The sequence below is a fragment of the Natronincola peptidivorans genome, assembly GCF_900111615.1.
In the GTDB taxonomy this organism is placed as follows: domain Bacteria; phylum Bacillota; class Clostridia; order Peptostreptococcales; family Natronincolaceae; genus Natronincola_A; species Natronincola_A peptidivorans.
This window is the reverse complement of sequence record NZ_FOHU01000005.1, coordinates 1-24734: the sequence shown is the minus strand read 5'-3', so window position 1 is coordinate 24734 and position 24734 is coordinate 1. Positions and strand designations below refer to the sequence as shown.

Genomic DNA, 24734 nt, shown 5'->3' with positions numbered 1-24734 from the left:
TAGAAATCGCATTTTCTTAAGTAAAAATTCCCTCTGCATTGCAGCTGAGTTTTATAATAAATTAAGATGTTAATCAATAAGTACTAATCACTTGTGATAGCACTAGATTTGCTTGCTGGATTTCTTGATGATCTTTCTTTTTTCACTTCATCTCCTGCACTGCTTAATTTAGCTACAGCATAAAGGGCTAGCCCCAATAAAACCCAACCTATAACCATTGCCCATTCAGGCCATATAAGGGAAGCGGCTCCTCCTGGAATGTAAAGAGAAAGCATTACCAAGCATAGAATTACTGCTATAGAACCTACAGCAACACCATGTTTTACCTTATAAGGTCTAGGCATATCAGGCTCATTTTTTCTAAGAACAAGAAAAGAAATAGAAACTATTAGATAAGAGATGACGATACCAAGTGCCCCTGCATTAGTAAGCCATACCAGCATACTTCTTCCCAAAAGAGGTGCAAAGGTTGAGATTACACCTATAAGTACAATAGCATTTACAGGGGTTTTGTATTTTGGATGCAGCTTAGCTAAAAAACTAGGTAACATATTGGACTCTGCCATAGCATAGATAGCTCTGCTTCCTCCAACAAAGAATGAGTTCCAGCTAGTAAGGATGCCTCCTATACCACCTATGAGTAGGATTTTAGATGCTAAGGAGCTATTGAAAATAGCCTGCATGGCATCGGCTGTGGCAAGGCTTGAGGTTTCAAGCTGACTTGCTGATAGACCCACAGAGGTACTATAGATCATCATTAAATACCAAGCGATTGCCATTACCAAGGACAAAATGATAATTTTGCCAATAGTCTTAAATGGAACATTTATTTCTTCAGCTGCTTGGGGTATAACATCAAATCCTACATATAGGAATGGCGTCATTATCATTACTGCAAATACTCCACTTCTACCATTTACAAAAAGCGGTTGTGTGTTTGCAACGGTGTCACTAAATAGCGCTCCTCCAAATAAAGCTATACCTATACATAAAATTAAAATTGTAACTACTCCCTGAAAGAAAGCAGCGGGTTTAACACCAAAATAGTTCACTATAGTGATTACAATAGAGCTTATAGAACCTACTAAAACCCATGTCAAATATACATCATGTGAAGCTATGGTATACATATAACCATGTAGATAGGATGGAAATAAATACTCGATCACCGTAGGAAATGCAACTGCCTCAAATGCAACAACAGAAACATATCCTAAAATAATCGCCCAGGTACAAACGAAGGAAGCCTTCTCTCCTAATGCCCTATGGCTGAAAACATGCTCTCCTCCACATTTAGGCATAGCAGATGTAAGCTCTGCATAGGTAAGTCCAACAAACAACACCATTATACCTCCTAGGACAAATCCCAGCATGGCACCCATGACACCTGCCATCCTAATCCATTCACCTGTAAGGACTACCCAAGCCCAACCTATCATTGCTCCAAAGGCTAATGCGGTAATATCCTTTTTTGATAATACTCTGTCAAAATTACTACTACTGTCGCTACTCAAGAAAATTCCCCCTTTAAAGTTTTATTTTTATAATCCTGCACTTTACAGTGCAAAATATGATCCTTTGTTGTATTGCTTTTAGCCTATCCCTTCTTCTAGATGAAGAAAATAAGTAACCAACAGGAACGTGATCCATCAAACCTTACATTGTCTACCTTTACGTTGCACAAGAAAAAAACACCAAATCAAAGATTTAGATCATCTACTTATTTAAGCAGGAGACTAAGCACTACATATAGCAACTTAAGCTGCAATTCAGTAAGAGTAAAACTCCCTCTGAACTCAGTTTCCTTCTATTAGTGGTATGAAAATGATATCAACTGAAATTCATTGAAATTACGCGAAACTTCTAAATATTAGCGCTATATACGCTAAAAGGAAAATTCAATTTATTCCAATGTCTTATGTACGCTTATATCGCCATCTGCCATGCTTTTCTTAGCTATTTGAAATTGATTTTGGAATAAATAATATAGGTTCTTAGACGATATGTAAAAAGAAGAACATATCTATTAGATAGGCTTGCGTAGATAAAGCTTAATACGAATATTGTATACAATTATACACTATATTACAAAAAAACGCAAAGGAAGGGGCTAATATTTAGGGACATGTAATACCTTATGATCAAGATAAATACTGCTTTTGAAGAAAATTTATTTTTTTGTTATTTCCATAACATTGCAAGAAACGACAAAGAATGCTTGGATTTATTTAAGCACTTAATACGCAAACATAGAGATAGAATGTCTAGAATCTTCTCAAGGAAGCTGGTGGAGGTATTGAGCAATTGAAAGGGTTCTTTCCATAGCTGGTTGAATGCTTCAAAATTATATGTTAAACTAAAAACAATTCTTTTAGAAACTGGTGGACTAATATAGGCGAAAAACAGTTCATTCAAATGATAAAAGGCATAAGAAATTCTATAAAGGAGGACAAGTTATGATTAAAAAAATTGCTATTATTGGTGTAGGAAATGGTGCCTTTGCAGCAGCAGCTGACCTAACATTGGCAGGACATGAGATCACTTTACATGCAAATGAAAAGTACAAAGAAAGAATAAGTGAGCTACTACAAACAAAAACCATTAATTTAACTGGCGTTGGCAGAACAGGGGAAGCCAGCATCCATAAAGTTACTACCAACCTAGAAGAGGCCATAGATGGAGTGGATTTAATTATGCCTGTACTTCCAGCATACGGATTGAAGACATTTGCTGAAAATATCGCTCCTCATATCAAAAAAGGAGATAGAATTGTTTTAGCCCCTGGCAGTACCGGTGGAGCATTAATTATGGCTAAAGTATTAAAGGAAAAAGGGAAACTAGAAGGGGTTAAAATAGCAGAAATGCATACGTTACCCTATGCTGCACGTAAAACAGGGCCAACCAGTGTTAAAATATTTTTGGAGTGTAAAAAACTATACTTTGCTGCTTTCCCATCTAAGTACAATCAAGAAATGTATGGTATGGCAAAGGAATTGTATCCTGCTATAGAGCTAGTAAGTGATGTTTTAGAGAGTTCGTTGAATAACGGAAACCCAGTATCTCATCCAGCTCCAGTAGTACTAAATGCTGGTAAAATTCAGTATTCTAATGGAGAACATTACCATTATAGAGAAGGTATCACCCCATCAGTTGCCCGTGTTAATGAGAAAATAGATAATGAAAGAATAGATATATGTAAAAAGTTTGGATACAATCCAATAAACGTCAAAGATAGATTATTTTCAATGGGATATGCCCCAAAACGAGAAACCCTTTATGAGTGTTATAGAGATAGTGAAGCCTTTAGCCCATTAAAAGGTCCCAAGGATCTAAATGATAGATATCTAACAGAGGATACCCCATGCTCCTTAGTTGCGTTATCTAGTCTAGGAAAAGCTTTAGGAATAGATACTCCTGTTATGGATTCTGTCATAACACTGGCGTCAGCTTTAGTAGACGAGAACTATTGGGAGACAGGTTATACAGTGGAGGATTTAGGGTTAGAAGACATGAGTATTGAAGAGGTAAAAGAGTTTTTATATAATGGTTATCAATAATTAACACATCAAAAACAATGAAAGACAATTTATCAAACCGATTTTAGGTGGTAAATTGTCTTGTGCTTTATAAACTATGATCAAAGAGAGTTTTTCTTTTATTATAGGTTTCTACTAGTTGTTTTTCTTTGATTTGTAGTGAAATATCCTGAGAATCTATAATTAAAAGCAACGCATCTTTGTTGATGACATCACCTTGATTTAAAGGAGATTCAAGGATTGTACCTGCTACCTGGCTGCGGATCTCCAGCATATTAGTAGGTACAACCCTTCCTGTGGCCACAACCTTTTCGTAGTAGTCCATCTCTTTAGGGTTGATAGAGGATACTTCTATTGGTTTTGCAGCCCTTAGGATAAAGAGAAATAGAAAAATAGAAGTTCCTAAGGAAATTGAGAAGATTAAAGGCCATTTGCCAGATTTTTTCATTGATCAACACCTCCTTATAGACTGATTAGTATATACCCAGTTATAGGACATGATATCACTAAAGGGAAAAGTACTTTTCAAATTGCATGTTTTGTAGTGGCAGGTTTCCAAGCCTGCCGAGATTGCCACAGAGACCAACCCCTACGATGTAAAATCTTTACTAAAAACTATAGATGTTTCTCATGTAGAATTATTGATAAAATTTTTAAAGAATATGTTTGTTGGCGGCAATTAAAGGTATATAAGTAAAAAGGAAAACTAAGAGAGGTGAAAATTATTATGAAAGTATTAATAGTGTATTATTCATTATATGGACATATTAAGACGATGGCTGAGGCTGTTATGGAGGGCGTAAAGGGAGTTGAAGGTGCAGAAGTAATACTTCGCAGAGTACCTGAAACCTTATCAGATGAAGTTTTAGAAAAGATGGGGGCACTAGAAATCCAAAAATCCTTTAGCGATATTCCTATATGTACTCTAGAAGACCTTCAGGCAGCTGATGCTATTATTTTCGGAACCCCTACTAGATTTGGCAATATGTGCGGGCAGATGAGACAGTTCTTGGATTCTACTGGAGGCCTATGGGCCAATGGAGCCCTGATAGGAAAGGTGGGGAGCGTATTTACCAGTACAGCTACCCAGCATGGTGGGCAAGAATCAACAATACTCAGCACCCACGTAACCCTATTGCATCATGGAATGGTGATTGTGGGATTACCTTATTCATTCCAGGGACAGACTACCATTAGCGAAATAAGCGGAGGCTCACCCTATGGTGCATCCACCATTGCAGGAGCACAGGGAGAAAGAATGCCTAGCGAAAACGAATTAGATGGAGCAAGGTTCCTAGGAAAGCATGTAGCCACCATAGCTTCAAAGCTAGTAAACAATAGCAGTGATTAAACCAATGAATTATTATAGAGTATAGCTGCAAACAAATTTTGTTTACCAGTGATTTAGATGCACCTTGATTTAGCTGTTATCTGTTCAATAGAACATTTTCCACATCCCTAGTCCCCATTCTCAATAACACAATAGCTCCTCACTAAGAGCCAAACTTAGTGGGGAGCTATTGTGTTTTAGTATGACTTCGTTTTCTATAAACCGCCGAACCTCTTCCTTACCAATGTGAGGGAAGGGGTTTTGTGATAGGGATGATTTAGATTATATTGTAGGATTTAGAAAATTTGAAAAAATTAATTGACATAATAGATTGAGAAATATATTATAATAATAAATAAATAAACATTCATTAATTATAAAAATAAGTATTTACTGATTTATAACCAAACCAATGAATAGAAAGAAGGAATACTATGGCAAGAATTACAGATCCCCAAAAGATAGAAAATGTTAAAAGAGCGGTAATGGAAATTATTGTAGATCATGGCTATAGTGCTTTATCTATTGATGCTATTGCAAAAAAAGCAAAGGTATCAGGGGGATATTTGTACCGACATTATAACAGTAAAGAAGAACTGCTTGAAGATACCTTTGAGACGAGTTTTTTAAAGTTTCAGGAAGAGGTTGGGAGGATTTTCACCTTTAGCAGCAATTTCTATGAATTTGTTAGTAATTTTGTGAATATGGTTTTTGAATTAACCATAGAAGATTCAATTTATTCCCAGATGATTGCTACTATCCTGATAGATAAAAATATGGAAAAAATAATGGAGGATGATGAAATAAGCTTTTTTCATGAAAGCTTAGATAAGCTTCTTCATTTAGGGAAAAAAACTGGGGAAATTAATCCACAGACCACTAGAGAAGAGATGATTCTTGTCATCATGGTGATTCCATTTAGCTATGTGATATGGAAGGCCCAAGATCCCCAGTATGAAGCCTATTTTCAAAAGGAGCATGCTGAGGGGATTATCAGACTTTGTGTCAATGCATTAAAATAGAAAGCATGCTATAAGTTTATGTCATTTATACAGCTAGGTAAGGACCAGAAAATGATAATGACAAGAAATAAGGCAAGATTTTTTTTGAAAATTAATGAATAAATATTTATTTATTAAATTGCTACTATTTTGTATTAAAAAGACTGTTGAAAAACTCCAAAACCCAGTAAGAAAGCAAGATTGTCATTCTGAGCCTTGGCGAAGAATCTAAGGGTTTGAAGATTCTTCATTTCACTTCGTTACATTTAGAATGACGAGAATCTAGGGCTTTTTCAACACCTGCATTAAAAAGTAAGGGAGAGAGCTTGTAATGAAACAATTTTTTAAAGCATTGCTTATGACACTGATGATGATTTTCTTGATTGGGTGCTCTACAGAAGATCATCAGGGACTTAATGAGGAAAGAATGGCTGCTGTGAGGGTTGCGAAAACGGAAGAAAGTGAAATGCCTACAACAATAATGTATATAGGGACAGTAGACTCAAAAGAAATCACTTCCTACAGCTTTATAACAGGGGGAAAGCTCCATAAAGCTTACATAAAAAAAGGAGACAAAGTGGAGCCAGGGGATAAGCTTGCAGAGCTTGAGCAGACAGATTTTCAATATAGCTTGAGAATGGCTGAAGGGGAAATGCTGGCGGCAGAGGCTCAATATCATAAAGCTGAAAAGGGTGTATCCCAAGAAGAGCTAGAGCGGATGCGAATAGACGTCAAACAGTCGGAGGGAGTTTTTAAATATTGGGAAAGGCTATATGAAAATATGAAGGTCTTATATGAAGCAGGGGGCATTTCTAAAATAGACCTGGATGATACAAAACTAGCCTATGATGACGCCAAGTATGGACTAAAAAAAGCTAAGGAATATTTAAGGGAAATGGAAAGAGGGTCTGGTGACGAAGATAAGCGTACGATTAAAGCCCAATATCAAACTGCAAAGGCAAATTATGATTTGTACAGGAAGGCATTAGAGGATACAGTCCTGTATGCAAATCAGGAAGGAATTGTTGTAGATCTTCTATTCAAGGAAAATGAGATTGTGGAAGCAGGTATGCCAGTAGCAGTGATAAGGAGTGGAAAGCAGGTAGTTCATATTGGCATTCCTCAACAGGATCTAAAAAGAATCCATACAGGTATGGATGTGATGGTGGATGTGGATGGACAAAAGGCTAAAGGCAGTATTACCTATATAGCTGAAGCACCAGATTTAGCTACCAGAACATATCCAGCAGAAATAGAGGTGTCTGAAAAACAGTTTAGATTAGGCACCATTGCTAAGGCAGAGGTAGCTGTTGGTATGGAAAAAGGAATATGGATTCCTATGACAAGTGTTTTTTCACATGGAGAAGACTACGTGTACATCATAAAAGAAAATAGAGCCTTTAAGAGAACCATAGAATTATTGTATAACTATAATGATAAAATGCTGGTTAAAGGAATAGAGGCGGGAGAATTACTGGCTATTAACGGAATGCAGAATTTAAATGATGGATCGAAAGTTCATATTGTAGAATAGGATGTGATCACGATGGCTAAATTTATAAAATTATTTATAGAGAAAAGAAAAATCACATTATTCTTAGCAGTGGTAATCGCATTCTATGGAAGTATAAGCTATTACCTATTGCCTAAACAGGAAAGTCCAGATGTTTCAGAGCCTGCTGCCATGATTATTACTGTTTATCCTGGAGCTTCACCAGCAGATGTAAAAGATTTAGTAACAAAAAAAATTGAGGATAAATTAGCAGAGCTAGAGGGCTTTGATAAAAGCTATGGACTATCAAATGAAGGGTTGTCTGTTGTAACAGTTGTCTTTCATAACTATGTAGATACCAATATAGCCCTACAAAATGTTAGGAATGCCGTTGCTGATGTGCAGTCAGAATTACCAAATGGGTGTTTACCTAGTGAGGTGAATACTGATCTGATAAAAGCAGCAGGGATTATTATCAGTCTTTCGGGAGAGAACTATACCTATGAACAACTGGATTCCTTTGGAAAGCTTTTTAAGGATAAGCTGGTGAATATTAAAGGAATTTCAGAGTTTAACGTGGAGGGAAAATTAAAAAAAGAAGTTAAGGTAGAGGTGGATATTGCAAAACTTAATCAACTGGATATATCTATTGCAGATATAAATGAAATTCTTCAAGCTCAAAATGTACAAATACCCTCTGGTAGTATTAGATATGAAGACGCAAAGATTACTGTAATGACTCCAGGAACCTACAGCTCATTGGAGGAGATTCGAGATACAATTATCAGTGTCTCGCCAGAGACAGGAAGCGTTACTAAGCTTTCTGATGTGGCAAAGATATACATGGACTTGGAAGAAAACGTGACTAAATTTAAACAAAATGGAAGGAATGCCGTCCTTCTGACAGGGTATTTTCAAAAAGGTAAAAATGTTATGATTGTTGGAAAAGATGTAAGAAAAGCCATTGATGAAGTAAAAGCTACACTGCCAGAGGACTTAATGGTGGAAGAGGTTATTTATCAGCCTGATGATATAGCTGAATCAATCAATACCTTTATGAAGAGCTTGATAGCAGGCATGATTCTAGTGATCATAGTGGTTTTTGGGGGTATGGGGCTAAGAAATGCTTTAGTTGTTTCTATGGTTATTCCATTATCTATATTAATAACCTTTGGGATTATGTATGTCATGAAGGTAGACATTCATCAAATATCTTTAACGGGCTTGATTATTGCCCTTGGAATGCTAGTGGATAATGCCATTGTTATAAGTGATAACATACAGGTAAGAATAGATCAAGGTGTAGAAAGGGCAGAAGCAGCCTATAAAGGAGCGGCATCCATGTCCATACCTATATTAGCCGCTACCCTTACAACCATTGCTGCCTTTGCACCTCTCCTGGGAATACCAGGGCCATCTGGAGATTTTTTAGAGGCAATCCCTATTATCTTGATCATTTCAATCCTTTCAGCCTATAGTGTTGCCATGTTTATTACACCTGCTATGGCTACTACATTTTTTAAAAAAGGTAAGACAGAAAAGAAAAAGGAGAGCATCTTTAGGAAGTTCTTTTGCAATACCTTAATGGCTGCTTTAAAGAGAAGAAAGGTGGTTCTAGGCATCACAATGGCTGTCTTTATTGGTACCCTTACCTTCATCATACCAGCATTAGACCCTCAATTTTTTCCCTATACCGATAAAAACTTATTTTATATAGATATTGTTTCAGAAGCACCTGATGATATCGAAGCCACAGAAAGGCTAACAGATGAGATTGTAAAGCTCCTATACAGAGAACCAGAAATAACAAGCTATACGGTAGCTGTAGGTACAGGATTGCCTAAATTTCATATCACCATGTGGCCTGCTACACCTTCACCAGATTTTGCACAATTAGTGGCAAAATTTGATTTAGGAGACAAGAAAGCCAGAAGGTTCAATAGCAATACAGATTTTATTGATTATATCCAGAGGAAATTAAATGAGAATATCCCCTATGGCAGAGGGACGGTTAAGCTTTTGGAATATGCAGAGCCATTTGAAGCTAGAGTAATCCTTATGATTTCTGGGGAAAATTATGATCGACTGAGAGAGGTTAGTGATTTACTGAAGGAAGAAGTTTCTAAGATTCCTGGCACGGTGAATGTAAGACATAATGCAAAGGATGAAACCCTACAATTAGAAATAAAAGTAGATAAGGATAAAGCCAGCAGTTTTGGAATCTCTCAATACGACCTGCAGAGTCAGGTGCATATAGCTCTCTTTGGCAGCAATGCCTCAGTGTATCGAAGAGAAGGAAATGAATATAATATATTGCTGAAGAGCTCCATCAATGATGTACAATTGTTGGAAAATCTTGAAATAAAGTCTTCCTTTACTGGGAACAAGGTACCTATAAAGCAGTTTGCAGCTGTAGAATTTAATAGACGAGTAAATGGAATCTATACCTATAGAGGAGTTCAAACAATAGAGCTTTTGGTGAATGAGCTTTCAGGCTATAGTCCTGTAGCAATAGCAAATACCATTGAAGATGAAATACTTCCTACCCTTGATACTAGCGGCACCACTATAAGCTTTGAAGGAGAAAGAGAAGAAATCGACGAGAATTTTTCTATTTTAGGGATTTTAGCTTTATTCAGCATTTTTGCTATGTATATTATTTTGTTAATACAGTTTCATTCATTTATCCAACCCCTTATTATACTTCTCACAGTACCTTTATCCATCATAGGCTCTGCCTTAGGCTTATTCTTGCTAAGAAATCCTCTATCCTTTACAGCCTTTTTAGGCATCATTGCCCTTGCAGGGATAGTGGTAAATAATGGGATACTAATTATCGAATACATTAACGATGCTAGAAAGGAAGGCTATACTATAGAGGAAGCATGTTTAGATGCTATAGATAAGCGTTTGAATGCTATCATTTTAACTGCCACCACTACGGTTATGGGGCTGACGCCTTTGGCTTTATCAGGAAGCAGTCTATTTAGTCCTATGGCAATTGCTTTGATGTTTGGATTAATTGTTTCGACCTTTTTGACCATGATAATCATACCAGTGGTCTACAGCTTAATTGAAGATTTAAAAGAGAAATTGAAGAAACACAAGGATAGAATAATAACCTAATCTTACTTTATAATTTGAACCCATTCTAGAAATCGTCGGACCTCTTCCTTAATAATGTAGGGAAGGGGTTTTAAATTTGCAAGCAAATAATTCAAGCATGACCCTTATACCCCCTATAGTAGAAATAGAGGGCAAATCCACTGCTATCGAAAAGGGTATTATGCAGAATAGCCTAAAAGTCTAAGTTCGCAATGCATCAGAGGTAAAAAACAATAATATCAAAACTAGTAGCTATAGAGTTGTTAAGAATATATCTCAGAACTTCAAAATCTACTATATTAAAAATGACTTACAATATTTCTTCTGGAAAACTAAGTGATATAAGAATTGCAAGATCCTTGGCTATGCTCAGGATGATACTTTGAGAAGGTTTCTGGAAATGATTGAGTTAAGTGGACGCCTATGATTATTCCATAGAAGTATATTTGTCAGAATCCTGTTAGAGGACAATGATATACTATAAAAAAACCTTAAACAATAGCACCACATAAGGATTCTAGGATTTTAAGATAAAAATGGAGGAGATGACAAAGATGAAAAAGAAACAAAAGAAACAAAAGAAACAAAAGAAACAAATGTTGAGCTTGCTTATGATCCTGACAATACTGCTATCAATGATAGCACCAGTAGGACTACCAATGTATGCGGATGCTGCAAGTATTAGTTCTACTGACCATATCTTTGACATAGAGAATGGAAATATAACCATAACGGCGGGAATTGGAGATATGATAGCGGTAAAACATGGCACATCAAGTGTGACAGAGCATGTTTATGCAATTGATACAATTGTCATTACTGGTACCACCACAACCAACATAGTTGTTGTGGATGGTGTTAAGGCAAATATAACCCTTCGGGATGTCGGTATTAGTATTGGAACAGATGATAATGCTGCTTTTGAATTGAGAAAGGCTGCAAATGTGACACTCACTTTGGAAGGTACCAATACCCTTAAAAGTGGGGCGTCCAGGGCAGGTTTACAGGTGCGTAGGGGAAATACCATTACGATTAATGGAACTGGGTCTCTTGATGCAACAGGTGGAACTGAAGGGGCAGGCATCGGTGGCGGCAATCTTGCAGCAGGTGGTAGCATCACAATTTCGGGTGGAACGGTGACAGCAAGAGGTGGAACTGATGGAGCGGGCATCGGTGGTGGTGATAGTGGAGCAGGTGGTACCATCACCATATCAGATGGAACGGTAACAGCAACAGGTGGAATTGCTGGTGCAGGCATCGGTGGTGGCTATCTGGGAGCAGGTGGTAGCATCACAATTTCGGGTGGAACTACGACAGCAATAGGTGGAACTGCCGGTGCAGGCATCGGAGGCGGCAATCGGGGAGCAGGTGGCACCATCACAATTTCAGGTGGAACTATGACAGCAATAGGTGGAATTGCTGGTGCAGGCATCGGTGGTGGCTTTCTGGGAGCAGGTGATACCATCATCATATCAGATGGAACGGTAACAGCAACAGGTGGACAAAATGCTGCAGGCCTCCCTGGTGGTGCAGGCATCGGTGGTGGCGCAGGCATCGGTGGTGGTTATAGTGGAGCAGGTGGTACTATCACCATAAATTCAGCTGCAACAGTGAAAGTAGCTTCAGAGACTATAACGAATCCAGCTATACATACATTATCGGGGAGTATTGAAAATAAAAGTACAGCAGCAGTATTTATGGTAAATTTTTTAGAAATGAAAAACATAGGAACTGCTACAAGTATTCATGTTAAAGACGTTTTTAATCCAGAAACTAGCTTTACACCAAACCATGATTATAAAACTATTGCTTTTACAGTACCAGCCAACACAAGTTATCAGCTTAAAACAGGTGGTGACTACCAACAGCATTTGACAAGTCCCATAACAGATCCTTCAACAGATTTTGTTATAGCAGATTCCGGACTTACTGTATTTGATGAGGTAGAGAATGCAATAAATCCGCCCATACCAGTAACCATACCGATAGCACCAGTGATACAATCAGTAACAGCAGGGGACAAACAGATCAGCATAAGCTGGAATTCAGTTGAAAGAGCAGAAAGCTATAAGATCTACCAAAGCACAACCTCTGGTGGTTATACGACACCAATTGCTACAGTGACGGCACCAGTTCACAGTTTTAATGCAACAGGATTAATCAATGGCACAACTTATTATTTTGTGGTGAAAGCAACCAATTTAGCAGGAGACAGCATTAACACCAATGAAGTGAGCGGAACACCCCGAGCCTCCAATAGCAGTAGCTCCAGCAGCATAAGCATCGGCAAAACCAATCCTACTCAAACAACAGCAGGCAGCCAATACACCTACAGCTTCACTGCCACAGGCGGCAGTGGAGGTTACAGCTTTAAAATCACCAGTGGAGCATTACCAGAGGGTTTAACCCTTTCAAAGGATGGGGCCATAAGTGGTACCCCTATCAAGGCGGGAACCTATCAATACACCATCACAGTAACAGATCAAAATGGCAGAGTAGCGAGACATAGCTTTACCCAAGTTATTGGAGAAACTACAGAAAAAATTCAAAAAGAACCACTAGAGGAGGAAAATCCCCCTAAAAAACAAATACGACTTACTATTGGAAAACTGGAGACACAAATAGATGATCAAACCCATTTAATGGATGCAATGCCCTTTATCGACGAAGAATCCAACAGAACCCTAGTCCCAATCAAATTCATCAGCGAAGCCCTAGGGGCAGAGGTAATCTGGCTACCAGAGACAAGACAGATTTTGATTATAGAAGGAGAACTGGAAATCCTGCTGACCATTGGTTCAAAGGAAGTACTGGCTAATGGAGAAATTATCATTATTGATTGTGAACCAAGGATTGTTTCACCAGGCCGTACCTTTGTACCTCTTCGTTTTATCAGTGAGGTGCTAGGAGCTGCGGTGGAATACGATGAAGAAACCAGAGAGATTACTATAACAAGATAGACTACTTAAAACCAATAGGACCTCAGAATTTTTTTCTGGGGAGTACAAATTAGAAGGATAAACGTAGGATATGCACAATATCATAATAGAAGACATGGAAGAACTGGATACCTTTTTCAAAATAGATACCATAGTGAATCAGTATAGGAATATTATTCAGAAACTTAAAAGTGTCAAACAAAACGTCCAGGCGACTCCTAAAAAAGCCTATAGCGAATCTGCTATAGGCTTTAACTTTTTTGTATAACATCAATCGTATTAATTGACCAGCATTGATGAAAAAAGAAGGAAAATAGGAAAAAGGGTCAGGCTTGAATTATTTACTTACCAATGATAGGATCACTTTAGTGATGAATATGGTAAGAAAACCGCCAATTTATGATCCTAGATTACAATTCCATGTAATGATTACAGGTAACAATGGATAAAATGTGGTATGTAAAGCCATTATCCTTCTAAGTGAGAAGCATTCTACCAACAATTAAGCTCGAAATATAAACTGATTTGTCAGAATCCTGTTAGAATAGTTTGCTATAATAAAAATAAAAATTGTCAGAGCATTAATGGTGTAGTAAACTAACAAATAGGAGGTTTAGATTGATATGAAAAAGCGAATAAGGATTTTATTATTGGTATTGATGTTTTTGTTAAATTCAGTTTTTGCATCGGCAGCGGACTATTTTTTGATAACGGGAAATTCTATGAATCCTGTTTTAAAGGATGGAGATGTGATTCAAATCGTATCTGAAATCTATGCAGATGGGGATATGGTAGTTGCTCAGCTAAAAGACGACAGAAAAATCGTGAAGCGTTTGATGGGTGATCATTTAGTCTCTGTTGGAGAGGGTACGAGTTATCCCGTGTCTGAGGTTACTATTTTAGGAGCAGCAGCCTATGTTCCCATGAGCTTGGAAGAGCTTGAGATGTACGGTTTCTCGTGGGATAGTGTACTGGCTGAAGGGGTAACCATCGTAGAGATATCTGCAGGATCGTCTCATTCTTTGGCGTTAACCAGTACAGGAGAGGTCTATGCTTGGGGAGATGGAGGGTTTGGACAGCTTGGCAATGGGGAATGGACAAATCAAATGACCCCAGTTAAAGTAGCAGACGGAGATATGGGAAACACAGGAGTAACAGCCATATCAGCAGGAGGGCAGCACTCCTTAGCCATAAAAGATGGAGTGGTCTATGCCTGGGGATATGGAGGGAGTGGACGGCTTGGAAATGGGGAATGGATTAATCAAATTACCCCTGTTAAAGTAGCAGATGGAGCTATGGTCAACGCAGGAGTCACAGCCATATCAGCAGGAGTGCATCACTCCTTAGCCTTAAAAGGTGAAGTGGTATATGCCTGGGGATCTGGAGAGAGTGGACGGCTTGGAAATAGTGAAAACATGAATCAAAGTACCCCGGTTAGAGTAGCAGATGGAGCTATGATCAACGAAGAAGTCACAGCCATATCAACAGGAGTGCATCACTCCTTAGCCTTAAAAAGTGGAGTGGTATATGCCTGGGGAAAGGGAGATGATGGACAGCTTGGGAATGGTGATACGGAGGATCAGAATACCCCGGTGAAAGTAGCAGACGAAGATATGATGAACACAGGAGTAACGGCCATCTCAGCAGGAAGTGTTCACTCCCTAGCCCTAAAAGGTGGAGTGGTATATGCTTGGGGACAAGGAATGGATGGACGGCGAGGGGATGGTATTAGTAATTACCACATTCAAAGCACACCCGTTAGAGTAGCAGATGGAGCTATGATCAACGAAGAAGTCACAGCGATATCAGCAGGAGGAGGCCACTCCCTAGCCATAAAAGGTGAAGGGGTATATGCCTGGGGATTTGGAATGTCTGGACAGCTTGGCAATTCTAGTACGTCTAGTGAAGCTATCCCCGTTAAAGTAGCAGACGGAAATATGGGAAACACAAAAGTAATAGCCATATCAGCAGGAAATGTTCACTCCTTAGCCTTAAAAAATGGAGAAGTCTATGCCTGGGGATATGGAATGGATGGACAGCTTGGCAATGGTAGTACGTCAAATCAAAGCACACCGGTGAAAGCAGAGTCAAACAATGCCTATTTGAGCGGACTTAGTTTCAGCATGGGGACACTTGATCCTGCATTTGATAAGGAAACAACAGCCTATACCTCAAGTGTGGCATACAACGTGGACAGTATAACCGTTATCCCCACTGTAGAACACGGCCTTGCAACAGTGAAAATAAACAATAGTAACGTAGCAGGAGGACAGGCAAGCGATGCAATCAACTTAAATGTAGGAGCCAATATAATAACCGTGGAAGTAACAGCACAGGATAAGACTACCACAAAAACATATACCATAACTGTGACAAGGGATCCCTACTGCTATCTAACAGTAAACCCATCCACAGTATCAGGCAATCTAAACTTTAGTCAACAATTCACCATAAGCATCAATAATGATACAGTAACAGGCTCTGTATACAAATCCGACCTAAGCCTTGGAGGAGTCTTTAGCGGGTTAAGTATCTCAACAGTAGATAATACATCTACCACCGTTACAGCATCAGTATATGGAACACTGGATAAAGAAGGAACAGGAAAAATTATTATAAATAAAGATAAGCTTACAACCAGTGCAGAAGCATTAACAGCAGAGGTAACAGTAAATCTATTAACAGTAACCTATAACGGAAACGGAAATACAGGAGGAATGGTACCAATAGACAATAAATATCCAGCAGGAGCCTCCGTCACAGTCCTGGGCAACACAGGTAACCTGACAAAAACAGGCTACACCTTTGCAGGCTGGAGCACCCAAGCGGATGGAAAAGGAACAGGCTATAATTCTAGTGACATCTTCACCATGGGAACAGCCAACGCAACTCTTTATGCTGTATGGACAGCCATACCAACAGGCGGCGGTGGTGGCGGAGGCGGCACACCAACACCAACACCAGCACCAGCACCATCACAAGTCCCAGGGCCATCAACAACAGAAACCGAAACCACTGTCATAGTAAATGGTCAGAAACAAATAGCAGGAACAGAAACAGTAACAGAAGAAAATGAACAGAAAATAGTAGAACTAAGAGCAGACTCCAATATACTAAATAAAATAATAGACCAAGTGCTAAAAGACAGTGAAACCGATGGCAGTACAACAGAAAACATAGTAGAAATACCCGTAGCCGCAAAAGATGCACAACAAATAAAGACCATACTAACAGGAGACATAATAAAGAAAATGGCACAAAAGGACTTTAGCCTAGCCATAACCACAGAAAAGGTAGATTATTTTATACCAGTCAAAGCAATAGCAATAGAGGAGATAGCATCAGTACTGGAGGTAGGTACAGATTCCCTCAAAGACATAGATATAGAAGTGCAAATCAATCATCTAAGAGAAGACCAGGTAAAGGAGCTAAAAGAAAAAGCACAGGCAAAGAGCTACGAAATACTGTTCCCACCGGTAGAATTTAAAATACTGGCAAAAACAACATCTGCCACAGGAGCAAAGAAAGAAACAACCATTACACAATTTTCAAGCTATGCACCGAGAGTGATGGAGATACCAGCAGGAGTTGACCCCCAAAAAATAACAACAGGAGTAGTATATAACCCCGATGGAACCTTCTCCCACATACCAACCACAGTATTTGAAAAAGAAGGAAAATGGTACGCAAAGCTAAGCTCCATAACCAATTCAATCTACACAATCATCAGGAATCCAGTAACAGTAGCATCGGTAGAAAACCACTGGTCAAGGAAACACGTAAATGATATGGCGTCAAGGCTGATCATCAAAAATCCAGAGACCTTTACACCTAATGGAGCTATTTCTCGGGGTGAGTTTGCAGAATACATCACAAAGGCACTGGGACTATACAGAACAGGAGCCTCAAAGGCAGGAAAGTTTACAGATGTAGACATAACCAACGAATTAGCAGATGCCATCACAATAGCCACAGAATATGGCATCATAACAGGGTATCCAGATGGCAGCTTCAGACCAGAAGCACAAATCAGCCGACAGGAAGCCATGACCATGTATGCCAAAGCAATGGATATAGTAGGATTAAAAGAAGGAGATAGCAACAGAATAGATAATTACATAGATAAAGATCAAGTAGCTGACTGGGCATATCAATACGTAAAGAAAACCATCAGCGCAGGAGTATTCAATGGAAGAACCCATACTACTATTGATCCAAAGGGTACCTTTACCTATGCAGAAGCTGCAACTGCCATAAGAAATTTGTTAACTAAATCCCACATCCTTGGTTCCCATTCTCAATAAAACAATAGCTCCTCACTAAGGACCAAACCTAGTGAGGAGCTATTAGTCTTCTCCACAACGGGATTCTTATTGAGGAGATAAACCTTTGCTACTAAGTGAAATGGCCTTGGTAGGGCACTTTTCTATAATCTTCATGATAGCAGGTATATTAGAAGAATCTAAATCTATAGCTTTGACCTGTGCCTTTTTCTGGTTCATTTCAAAAGCTCCAGGAAGCATCTTTACACAAATACTACAGCCAACACAATAATCTTCATTGATAGATAATCCATCTGGATTTGAAGATTTCATCTGAGGAATATCTTCTTTTTTTATTAGAATACCCATAATATATGCCATGAAGTAGATTGAAATAACGGTTAATATCCAGCGTATAACCATAAACTTAGGACCTAAAAATCTTGCTTCATTGGCTAACATAGGTACCTTAATAACCGCCCATGCACTTAATATAACGACTATATTCACAATGCTAGCACCCTTGGATAGAAGCATTTTACAGATAGGAAAAGCAGCATAGATTGGTCCTGCTGACAAGCTACCTAAAATCACTGAAAATCCAAATCCTTTAAGCCCAGAACTTTCCCCGAGATTTTTCATAATGGACTCTTTTGAAATCCATATTTCTATTAGTACCGTTAGCATAAAGATAACAGGCATTACCACCAGCATTTCAAGTAAGTAGTGTCTTGTATTTTGTAATGCTTGGATAAAAAGTCCTTGGGAAAATATGAAAGTGACAAGATAGAGTACCATCGTTATAAAAATAAGCTTATATTTTTTAATTGATTGAAATAGCATTACATCAGACCTCCCATGATAAAAGCCACCAATAGGGCTAAAACAAAACTTAATAAACTACGAAGGAGTGTAAACTTTATTCCAAATTCCTTTGCTTCTAGAGGAAATGTCTTTATTCCCACCATGGTGAGGGTTGTGAGAAAAGCCACTGATGGCACTAGGTGAGCCCCTCCCTCAATCAATGATCCAACCAGAGGAAAAGCTACAAAGGCTGGAATCAAAGTTACACATCCTATTAAAGCAGCAAATAAAGTACCGGTAAAGGGGTTTACCTTACTAAGGGTTTCAGCAATAGTAGCTGGTGTTAGCAAACTCAATACAAAACCAATAAGAAAAATAATAGCAATGATATCTGGAAGCATACCTTGCATCATCCCTTTAGCTTTATGAGTTGCTTCTTTTGTTTTTCCTCTCTTTTTTAAGTAAGAATAGATCATTAAAGGTAACGAGATACCCCACATTGATAGTGTAACAATATCCATAAAATCACCCTTTCAAATACGATATAAACCATTATATAATAGAATTAAAATAAAAGGTGTTACCAATGTAACAGGAAGGAGATTTATGATGCAATTTTTGAAAAATATTGAAAAATATACCCTCCTTAATACAATTCCACATGAATTGTTCCAAGATTATCTATCTAGGAAAATATTAAAAGTCAGTGTTTATAAAAAGGGACAAGTTATACATTTTGATGGGGATAAATGTAGTTGCTTAGAAGTAATTCTTGAGGGGAAAGTAGTTATTGAAAGAATTGGTGAAAATGGCGATTTATTTACAATCACAGAATTTTATCCCGATGATATTTTGGGTGGTAATCTTATATTTTCTAGAAATCCCTACTACCCAATGACCATCTCTGCACGAACAGATGTTGAAATACTGGAGATAGAAAAAGAAATTCTTTTTGAGCTTTGTTGTAATAATAGAGAATTTCTCTATGAATTTCTTCAATTGATCTCTGGAAATGCATTGATTTTAGGAGATAAGATTAAACATTATGCTAATCGTTCAATACGTGACAGTATTTGTGCTTATTTAAAAAACGAATACTATCTGCAAAATACATATAAAATAAGACTGAATACCACAAAAAAAGCTTTAGCAGAAAGGATTGGTATACAAAGAACTTCACTATCTAGAGAGCTGCAAAAAATGAAAAAAGAAGGTCTTATAGTATATGATGCAACTAGCATTACCATTATAGATGAGAAAATCATTCAATGATATATTTGCTTATTATCAAAGAAAAAACACTAACAATGATATCATAACAGCAAAGAACTAATTCCTCTTGATAAAGAAAAAAACAGAATAGTTATTATTTACCATCGTAGGGATGTCCCCCTGTGGCCTTCCATGATGCAAAAAATATCAGCCATATTCAAAAAAATAATTTTTTCTCTTTATATTTTATCGCTAACAGTGTATAATGTTACTACAAATTGTATAATCATACAAAGGAGATGGTTGAATGAATCAAAACAATGTCATTATTATTGGGGCGGCTGGGAGAGATTTTCATAATTTTAATACATATTATCGTAACAATGAGAACTATAGAGTAGTTGCTTTTACGGCTGCTCAAATAGTGGACATAGATAATCGAAGATATCCTTCGGAGCTGGCAGGAAGCCTGTATCCTGAAGGAATCCCTATATATCCTCAAGAAAAATTGGCTGAACTCATTAAGGATTTCAAAGTGAATGAATGTGTATTTGCCTACAGTGATGTAAGCTATGAGACTGTAATGAGTATAGGTGCAGTGGTTAATGCAGCAGGTGCGGATTTTAAACTATTAGGGCCAAACAGCACCATGCTAAAAAGCACCAAACCTGTAATATCTGTCTGTGCCATAAGAACCGGCTGTGGCAAAAGTCAGACCTCTCGCAAGGTGATAGAGCTCTTAATGGCAAAAAATCTTAAGGTGGTTGCCATTAGACATCCAATGCCATATGGTGACCTTGCAGCACAAAAAATTCAAAGATTTGCTTCTATAGAAGATTTAAAAAAGCACAACTGTACTGTTGAGGAAATGGAAGAGTATGAACCACATATCACCCGTGGAAACATTATCTACGCTGGTGTTGATTATGAAGGGATTTTAAGGGAGGCAGAAGAAGACCCTGATGGCTGTGATGTCATTGTATGGGATGGAGGAAACAATGATTTTTCCTTCTATAAGCCGGATTTAGCGATTACAGTATTTGATCCCCACCGTCCTGGACATGAATTAAACTATTATCCTGGAGAAGTGAACCTAAGGTTTACAGATGTAGCCATTATTAACAAGATTGATAGTGCTAATGGAGAGGCTATAAAGAGGGTAGAAGAAAATATAGCAAAAGTAAATCCTAAAGCGGCAGTGATTAAGGCTGAATCCAAGATCACAGTAGATAACATAGATGCAATTAAAGGAAAAAGGGTTTTAGTAGTAGAGGATGGACCTACCCTTACCCATGGAGAAATGAAAATAGGAGCGGGAGTAATTGCAGCACAGCGTTTTGGTGCAAAGGAAATCGTTGATCCCCGTCCATACACAGTAGGAAAAATCAGAGAAACCTATACTATCTATACAAACATTGGTACCCTGCTGCCTGCAATGGGATACAGTGAACAACAGCTAAAGGATCTTGAAGAAACCATTAATAAGGTTGATTGCGATTCTGTTATCATAGGCACCCCCATTGATCTCAGCAGAATTATCAATATCAACAAGCCCTGCACCCGTGTCCATTATGCGTTGGATGAAGTGGGTAGTCCAAACTTAGATAAGATATTGAATGAGTTTATTGAAAAGCATAAGCTGTAATAGTCTGAAAATCTAACAAAATAAAGAGAAGCTTTGTAAATCATCATGAGGATGTATGAAACAAAGCTTCTCTTTTTCTATAGGAAAAAGGGTCAGGCTTAAATTATTTACTGAAAACATAAGAAAGCTTAATGATGATGAATTACCAAGTACAACAGATCCAGGCTCCAATGCCTTACCGTATATAGAAGATTACCTAAGTGCAGAGTTAGTAGATGACACCGGTAGTATCCAGGTGATTATACCTAATTTATCACTGAATAAGGAAGAATTAAATCAGCTTAGAAATCACTATGGCTATTACTTTAGTAAAGAAAATGTATGTATTATAGATTTAAGCATAACCAATGAATAAAAAAGCAGTAATAAGCAAACCTCCCTGCGACGAAATTTTGCAGTATGACCTTTTCTGGAAACCGCCGAACCTCTTCCTTAGATAATCTTTTAATAATATTAGCTTCAGACAAGTCCCTGTCAGAGACCACTGAAAAAATCCATAATTTTTAAAAATGGGTTGAGTTGTCATTCTGAGCGTAGCGAAGTATCTTAGCATTTAAAAGGCTTTCAAGATTCTTCATTTCACTTCGCCGCATAGAATGACACAGAACAGGACTTTTTCACTGGTCCCGGACGTTTCGCTTGTCCTCTTCCCCTTGTTAAGATATTCTTGAAGAAGAGATCTAAATAAAAGCTTTATCAGGAATACCAATAGAGAAATGCAACATAATTATCAAAGCTATCTATAATCTGTGAAAAAGTGAGTATAGGATATATGACCATAGTACTGGAAATAGGTAAAGTTGCCATTGGAAAGGTTGAAAAATAAAATAAGAAATGGATTACTGTCCTGCATGAATCTACGAAATCTTGTATCCATAAATGATAGAATCAACCGAATCATCTCTATCATTTGACAGCTGGATCATCTCATGATAATTTAGAGGTTTGCTCAACAGAAATCCTTGTATATAATCACATTTCTGTTCAGTTAGATAATTCAGTTGCGTAGTATTTTCAACGCCCTCTGCTACAACCTCAATATCTAATTGATGTGCCAGCGAAATAATTGAGCTCATAATATGGTTCTCCTTACTTTTCTCGTCAATACTGTCGGTAAAGGTTTTATCAATCTTTAAAGTGTCCAGTGGAAACATTTGCAGATATTTTAAGGCAGTGTAACCCGCACCAAAATCATCCAATGCAATGCGTATACCCATTTTTTTTAGTTGATTAATAACCTCAATGACATGGTCCGGGAAAGATATAAATACAGATTCAGTAATTTCAAATTCTAAATATTTAGTTTCAAATCCTATATCATCAAGTGCTTTTTGTACCATCTCCACAAAGGAAGACTCGATAATCTGCACAACGGATATGTTGATTGACAGGATCGAGTCCATATGGTCAGAATCCTGCATCGCTTTAAATTTTCTCAGAGCATCTCGAAGAATCCACTCTCCTATCTGAACAATTTGCCCCGTCTCTTCCACCACTGGAATAAATTCAGCAGGACTAACAACCCCCAATTCTGACGATTCCCACCTGACAAGTGCCTCAAATCCTCTGAGGGACTTTAAACTACAGCTATATTGAGGTTGAAAAACAAGAAATAATTCATTGTTATTTAGAGCAGACTGTATACCATTCTCTATTTTAATTTTTTGTAGAATCTCACTTTGCATATTTTGACTAAAGAATTGTATGCCGTTCTTTCCTTGATTCTTTACCTTGTACATTGCAATATCAGCTGATTTTAATAGTTCAATAGAATTGAAACCATCCTGTGGATAAATTGAAATTCCATAGCTAGCAGTTATATAGAATTTTTTTGTTTTAAATAGCAAAGCATCCTGAAGTGCAGTTCTTAAACTTTCTACATAAGAAAATATTTCGTTCTTCTCCAATTTACGCTGGATTATTAAAGCAAATTCGTCTCCACCCAAACGTCCTAACATATCACTTTCATGAATCATTAGTTTCCATCGCTTAACAATAAGCTGAAGAAGCTGATCGCCAACATGATGTCCCATGGAATCATTGATTTTCTTGAAGTTGTCTAAGTCAATAAAAACAACAGCAAAGGTAGTTTTCTGATTTAATTGAAAGTTAGTAAGCTTGTCCAGTCTTTCAATAATGATCTTCCGGTTAGGAAGTCCCGTCAAAGCATCAAAAGAAGCTAAATGCACAAGCCTTTCCTCGTTTCTTTTGATAACCTGGTTAGATTCTATCAGCTGCTTATTTTGTTGATGAAGTTTCTCACGGGATGCTCTAACTTCTTCATACAACAATACAAGCTCATCTTTTTGACTTCCTATTTCTTTAATTTTATTATATAACGATTGTTGAAAAATAGAAATAATCGTTATAATAATAGCAGTACCTACATTGATTGTAATCCCTGGAAGGGCAACTGCACTTCCATGTACAAAAAAACCTACTGCTGCTGACAGAGCTCCATAAATGTTTAGTAAAAGACCAATGAAATAGCCATGTTTTGAATACCTAACAACTAGATAGACGGAAATCATCACCTGAATTTGTGCAAAAACACCGTTTAGAACATTGTAGTTTAATACCATATCTCTAAAAACGATCTGGGGAGCTTCTAGTGATGACATCTGCCTCAGAATAAAAGACATTGTTATGTATATGAATATACACAGAGAGATCTTTGCCCATTGAGCAATTCCATTTTTACGATCCTGAACAACTTTATCAATTGAACCATTAAAAAAATATTTATTGAGGTTGTTTTTTTGTTTATTAATCCCTTTTTTTAACATATTCATATCCCCCATCTACAAGTTGTATTAATCAGAAACCTTGAGTTCAATGTCAGATGCTACCTTTTAAAATTATTGTGTATAATGTTTGATTTTCAGTAACTTTTATAATATAAATTATACCATTTACTTAAGCATCTTTCAATTTATTCCAGTTATAGCATGTTCTAGTTATAGTCTTAGAAACTGAAATCTCTTACCTCTTATTTCTAGAAAACAATAATTGATTTTGCATGACATCCACAAAAAAACTATGTTATAACAATCCATTTTTGCTAGGTCTGACGTCAGGCCGCGCCAAAAATCCAATAAATGGATAAGGTAATCTTGATATAGCATGCATAGAATCGCCCATAATAGTAGTAAGGAGGGTGATAGTATGAGATATATAGAAGGCATTCATAGAAAAAGCAAGATTGCCTTACCAGAATATGTAGATGACTATGTTACAGAAGATAATCCTGTAAGGATCATAGATGCTTTCGTAGAAACAATAGATCTAGGTGAACTAGGATTTAAGAATGCAACCCCAAAAGAGAGGGGGAGACCTGGGTATAACCCCAAAGACCTACTTAAGCTATACATTTATGGATATATGAACAAAATTACTTCATCAAGAAAA

General features: G+C 37.5%; 17 protein-coding genes. 12 read left to right on the top strand and 5 right to left on the bottom strand.

Going from position 1 to position 24734, the window contains the following annotated elements:
* Positions 1 to 83: 83 nt before the first annotated feature.
* Entirely contained in the window at positions 84 to 1514 is a 1431-nt protein-coding gene (locus BMX10_RS07335; protein ID WP_330387840.1) for an APC family permease, read from the bottom strand.
* Positions 1515 to 2456: 942 nt separating this feature from the next.
* Here BMX10_RS07335 and BMX10_RS07330 point away from each other — a divergent pair.
* Complete coding sequence (locus BMX10_RS07330) at positions 2457 to 3557, top strand: NAD/NADP-dependent octopine/nopaline dehydrogenase family protein (RefSeq protein ID WP_090441690.1); 1101 nt, start codon at positions 2457 to 2459, stop codon at positions 3555 to 3557.
* A 67-nt stretch (positions 3558 to 3624) separates the two neighbouring features.
* Here BMX10_RS07330 and BMX10_RS07325 read toward each other — a convergent pair whose 3' ends face one another.
* Positions 3625 to 3984: an efflux RND transporter periplasmic adaptor subunit gene (locus tag BMX10_RS07325; RefSeq protein ID WP_090441687.1), complete on the bottom strand. Its 360-nt coding sequence runs from the start codon at positions 3982 to 3984 to the stop codon at positions 3625 to 3627.
* A gap of 279 nt (positions 3985 to 4263) precedes the next feature.
* Here BMX10_RS07325 and wrbA point away from each other — a divergent pair, with 279 nt between their 5' ends.
* The 7 genes from wrbA (at position 4264) to BMX10_RS07295 (ending at position 17707) form a co-directional block, all read left to right on the top strand.
* Entirely contained in the window at positions 4264 to 4887 is a 624-nt protein-coding gene (gene wrbA / locus BMX10_RS07320; protein ID WP_090441684.1) for an NAD(P)H:quinone oxidoreductase, read from the top strand.
* Positions 4888 to 5300: 413 nt separating this feature from the next.
* Complete coding sequence (locus tag BMX10_RS07315) at positions 5301 to 5888, top strand: TetR/AcrR family transcriptional regulator (RefSeq protein WP_090441682.1); 588 nt, start codon at positions 5301 to 5303, stop codon at positions 5886 to 5888.
* A 310-nt stretch (positions 5889 to 6198) separates the two neighbouring features.
* On the top strand, positions 6199 to 7401 hold the full coding sequence (locus tag BMX10_RS07310; protein WP_090441679.1) for an efflux RND transporter periplasmic adaptor subunit: 1203 nt from the start codon (positions 6199 to 6201) through the stop codon (positions 7399 to 7401).
* Between the two features lie 12 nt (positions 7402 to 7413).
* Positions 7414 to 10485: an efflux RND transporter permease subunit gene (locus tag BMX10_RS07305; protein WP_090441676.1), complete on the top strand. Its 3072-nt coding sequence runs from the start codon at positions 7414 to 7416 to the stop codon at positions 10483 to 10485.
* A 533-nt stretch (positions 10486 to 11018) separates the two neighbouring features.
* Positions 11019 to 13424: a stalk domain-containing protein gene (locus BMX10_RS07300; RefSeq protein ID WP_090441673.1), complete on the top strand. Its 2406-nt coding sequence runs from the start codon at positions 11019 to 11021 to the stop codon at positions 13422 to 13424.
* Positions 13425 to 13494: 70 nt separating this feature from the next.
* Entirely contained in the window at positions 13495 to 13671 is a 177-nt protein-coding gene (locus BMX10_RS17980; RefSeq protein ID WP_170834729.1) for a hypothetical protein, read from the top strand.
* 355 nt (positions 13672 to 14026) lie between these two features.
* Positions 14027 to 17707 (top strand): RCC1 domain-containing protein, encoded by a 3681-nt coding sequence (locus BMX10_RS07295; RefSeq protein WP_090441671.1) that lies wholly within the window; start codon positions 14027 to 14029, stop codon positions 17705 to 17707.
* Positions 17708 to 17773: 66 nt separating this feature from the next.
* Here the strand turns inward: BMX10_RS07295 and BMX10_RS07290 are convergent, their stop codons facing one another.
* Entirely contained in the window at positions 17774 to 18508 is a 735-nt protein-coding gene (locus tag BMX10_RS07290) for a permease (protein ID WP_090441668.1), read from the bottom strand.
* A complete protein-coding gene (locus tag BMX10_RS07285; RefSeq protein ID WP_090441665.1) occupies positions 18508 to 18990 on the bottom strand; it encodes a permease in 483 nt (160 codons plus the stop codon). Before BMX10_RS07285 ends, BMX10_RS07290 begins: the two co-directional genes overlap by 1 nt.
* 97 nt (positions 18991 to 19087) lie before the next feature.
* Here BMX10_RS07285 and BMX10_RS07280 point away from each other — a divergent pair, with 97 nt between their 5' ends.
* The 3 genes from BMX10_RS07280 (at position 19088) to BMX10_RS07270 (ending at position 21681) form a co-directional block, all read left to right on the top strand.
* Positions 19088 to 19741, top strand: coding sequence for a Crp/Fnr family transcriptional regulator (locus tag BMX10_RS07280; protein WP_170834728.1), 654 nt, complete (start codon positions 19088 to 19090; stop codon positions 19739 to 19741).
* 247 nt (positions 19742 to 19988) lie between these two features.
* Positions 19989 to 21326: a cyclic 2,3-diphosphoglycerate synthase gene (locus tag BMX10_RS07275; RefSeq protein ID WP_090441659.1), complete on the top strand. Its 1338-nt coding sequence runs from the start codon at positions 19989 to 19991 to the stop codon at positions 21324 to 21326.
* A 55-nt stretch (positions 21327 to 21381) separates the two neighbouring features.
* The gene (locus tag BMX10_RS07270) at positions 21382 to 21681 is read left to right on the top strand and encodes a hypothetical protein (protein ID WP_090441656.1); all 300 of its coding nucleotides are present in this window, start codon (positions 21382 to 21384) and stop codon (positions 21679 to 21681) included.
* A gap of 502 nt (positions 21682 to 22183) precedes the next feature.
* Here the strand turns inward: BMX10_RS07270 and BMX10_RS07265 are convergent.
* On the bottom strand, positions 22184 to 24112 hold the full coding sequence (locus BMX10_RS07265) for a putative bifunctional diguanylate cyclase/phosphodiesterase (protein ID WP_170834727.1): 1929 nt from the start codon (positions 24110 to 24112) through the stop codon (positions 22184 to 22186).
* Between the two features lie 379 nt (positions 24113 to 24491).
* Between BMX10_RS07265 and BMX10_RS07260 the strand changes: the two genes are divergently transcribed.
* Positions 24492 to 24734: transposase (locus BMX10_RS07260; protein WP_170834726.1), on the top strand; the 243-nt coding region annotated here is incomplete at its 3' end.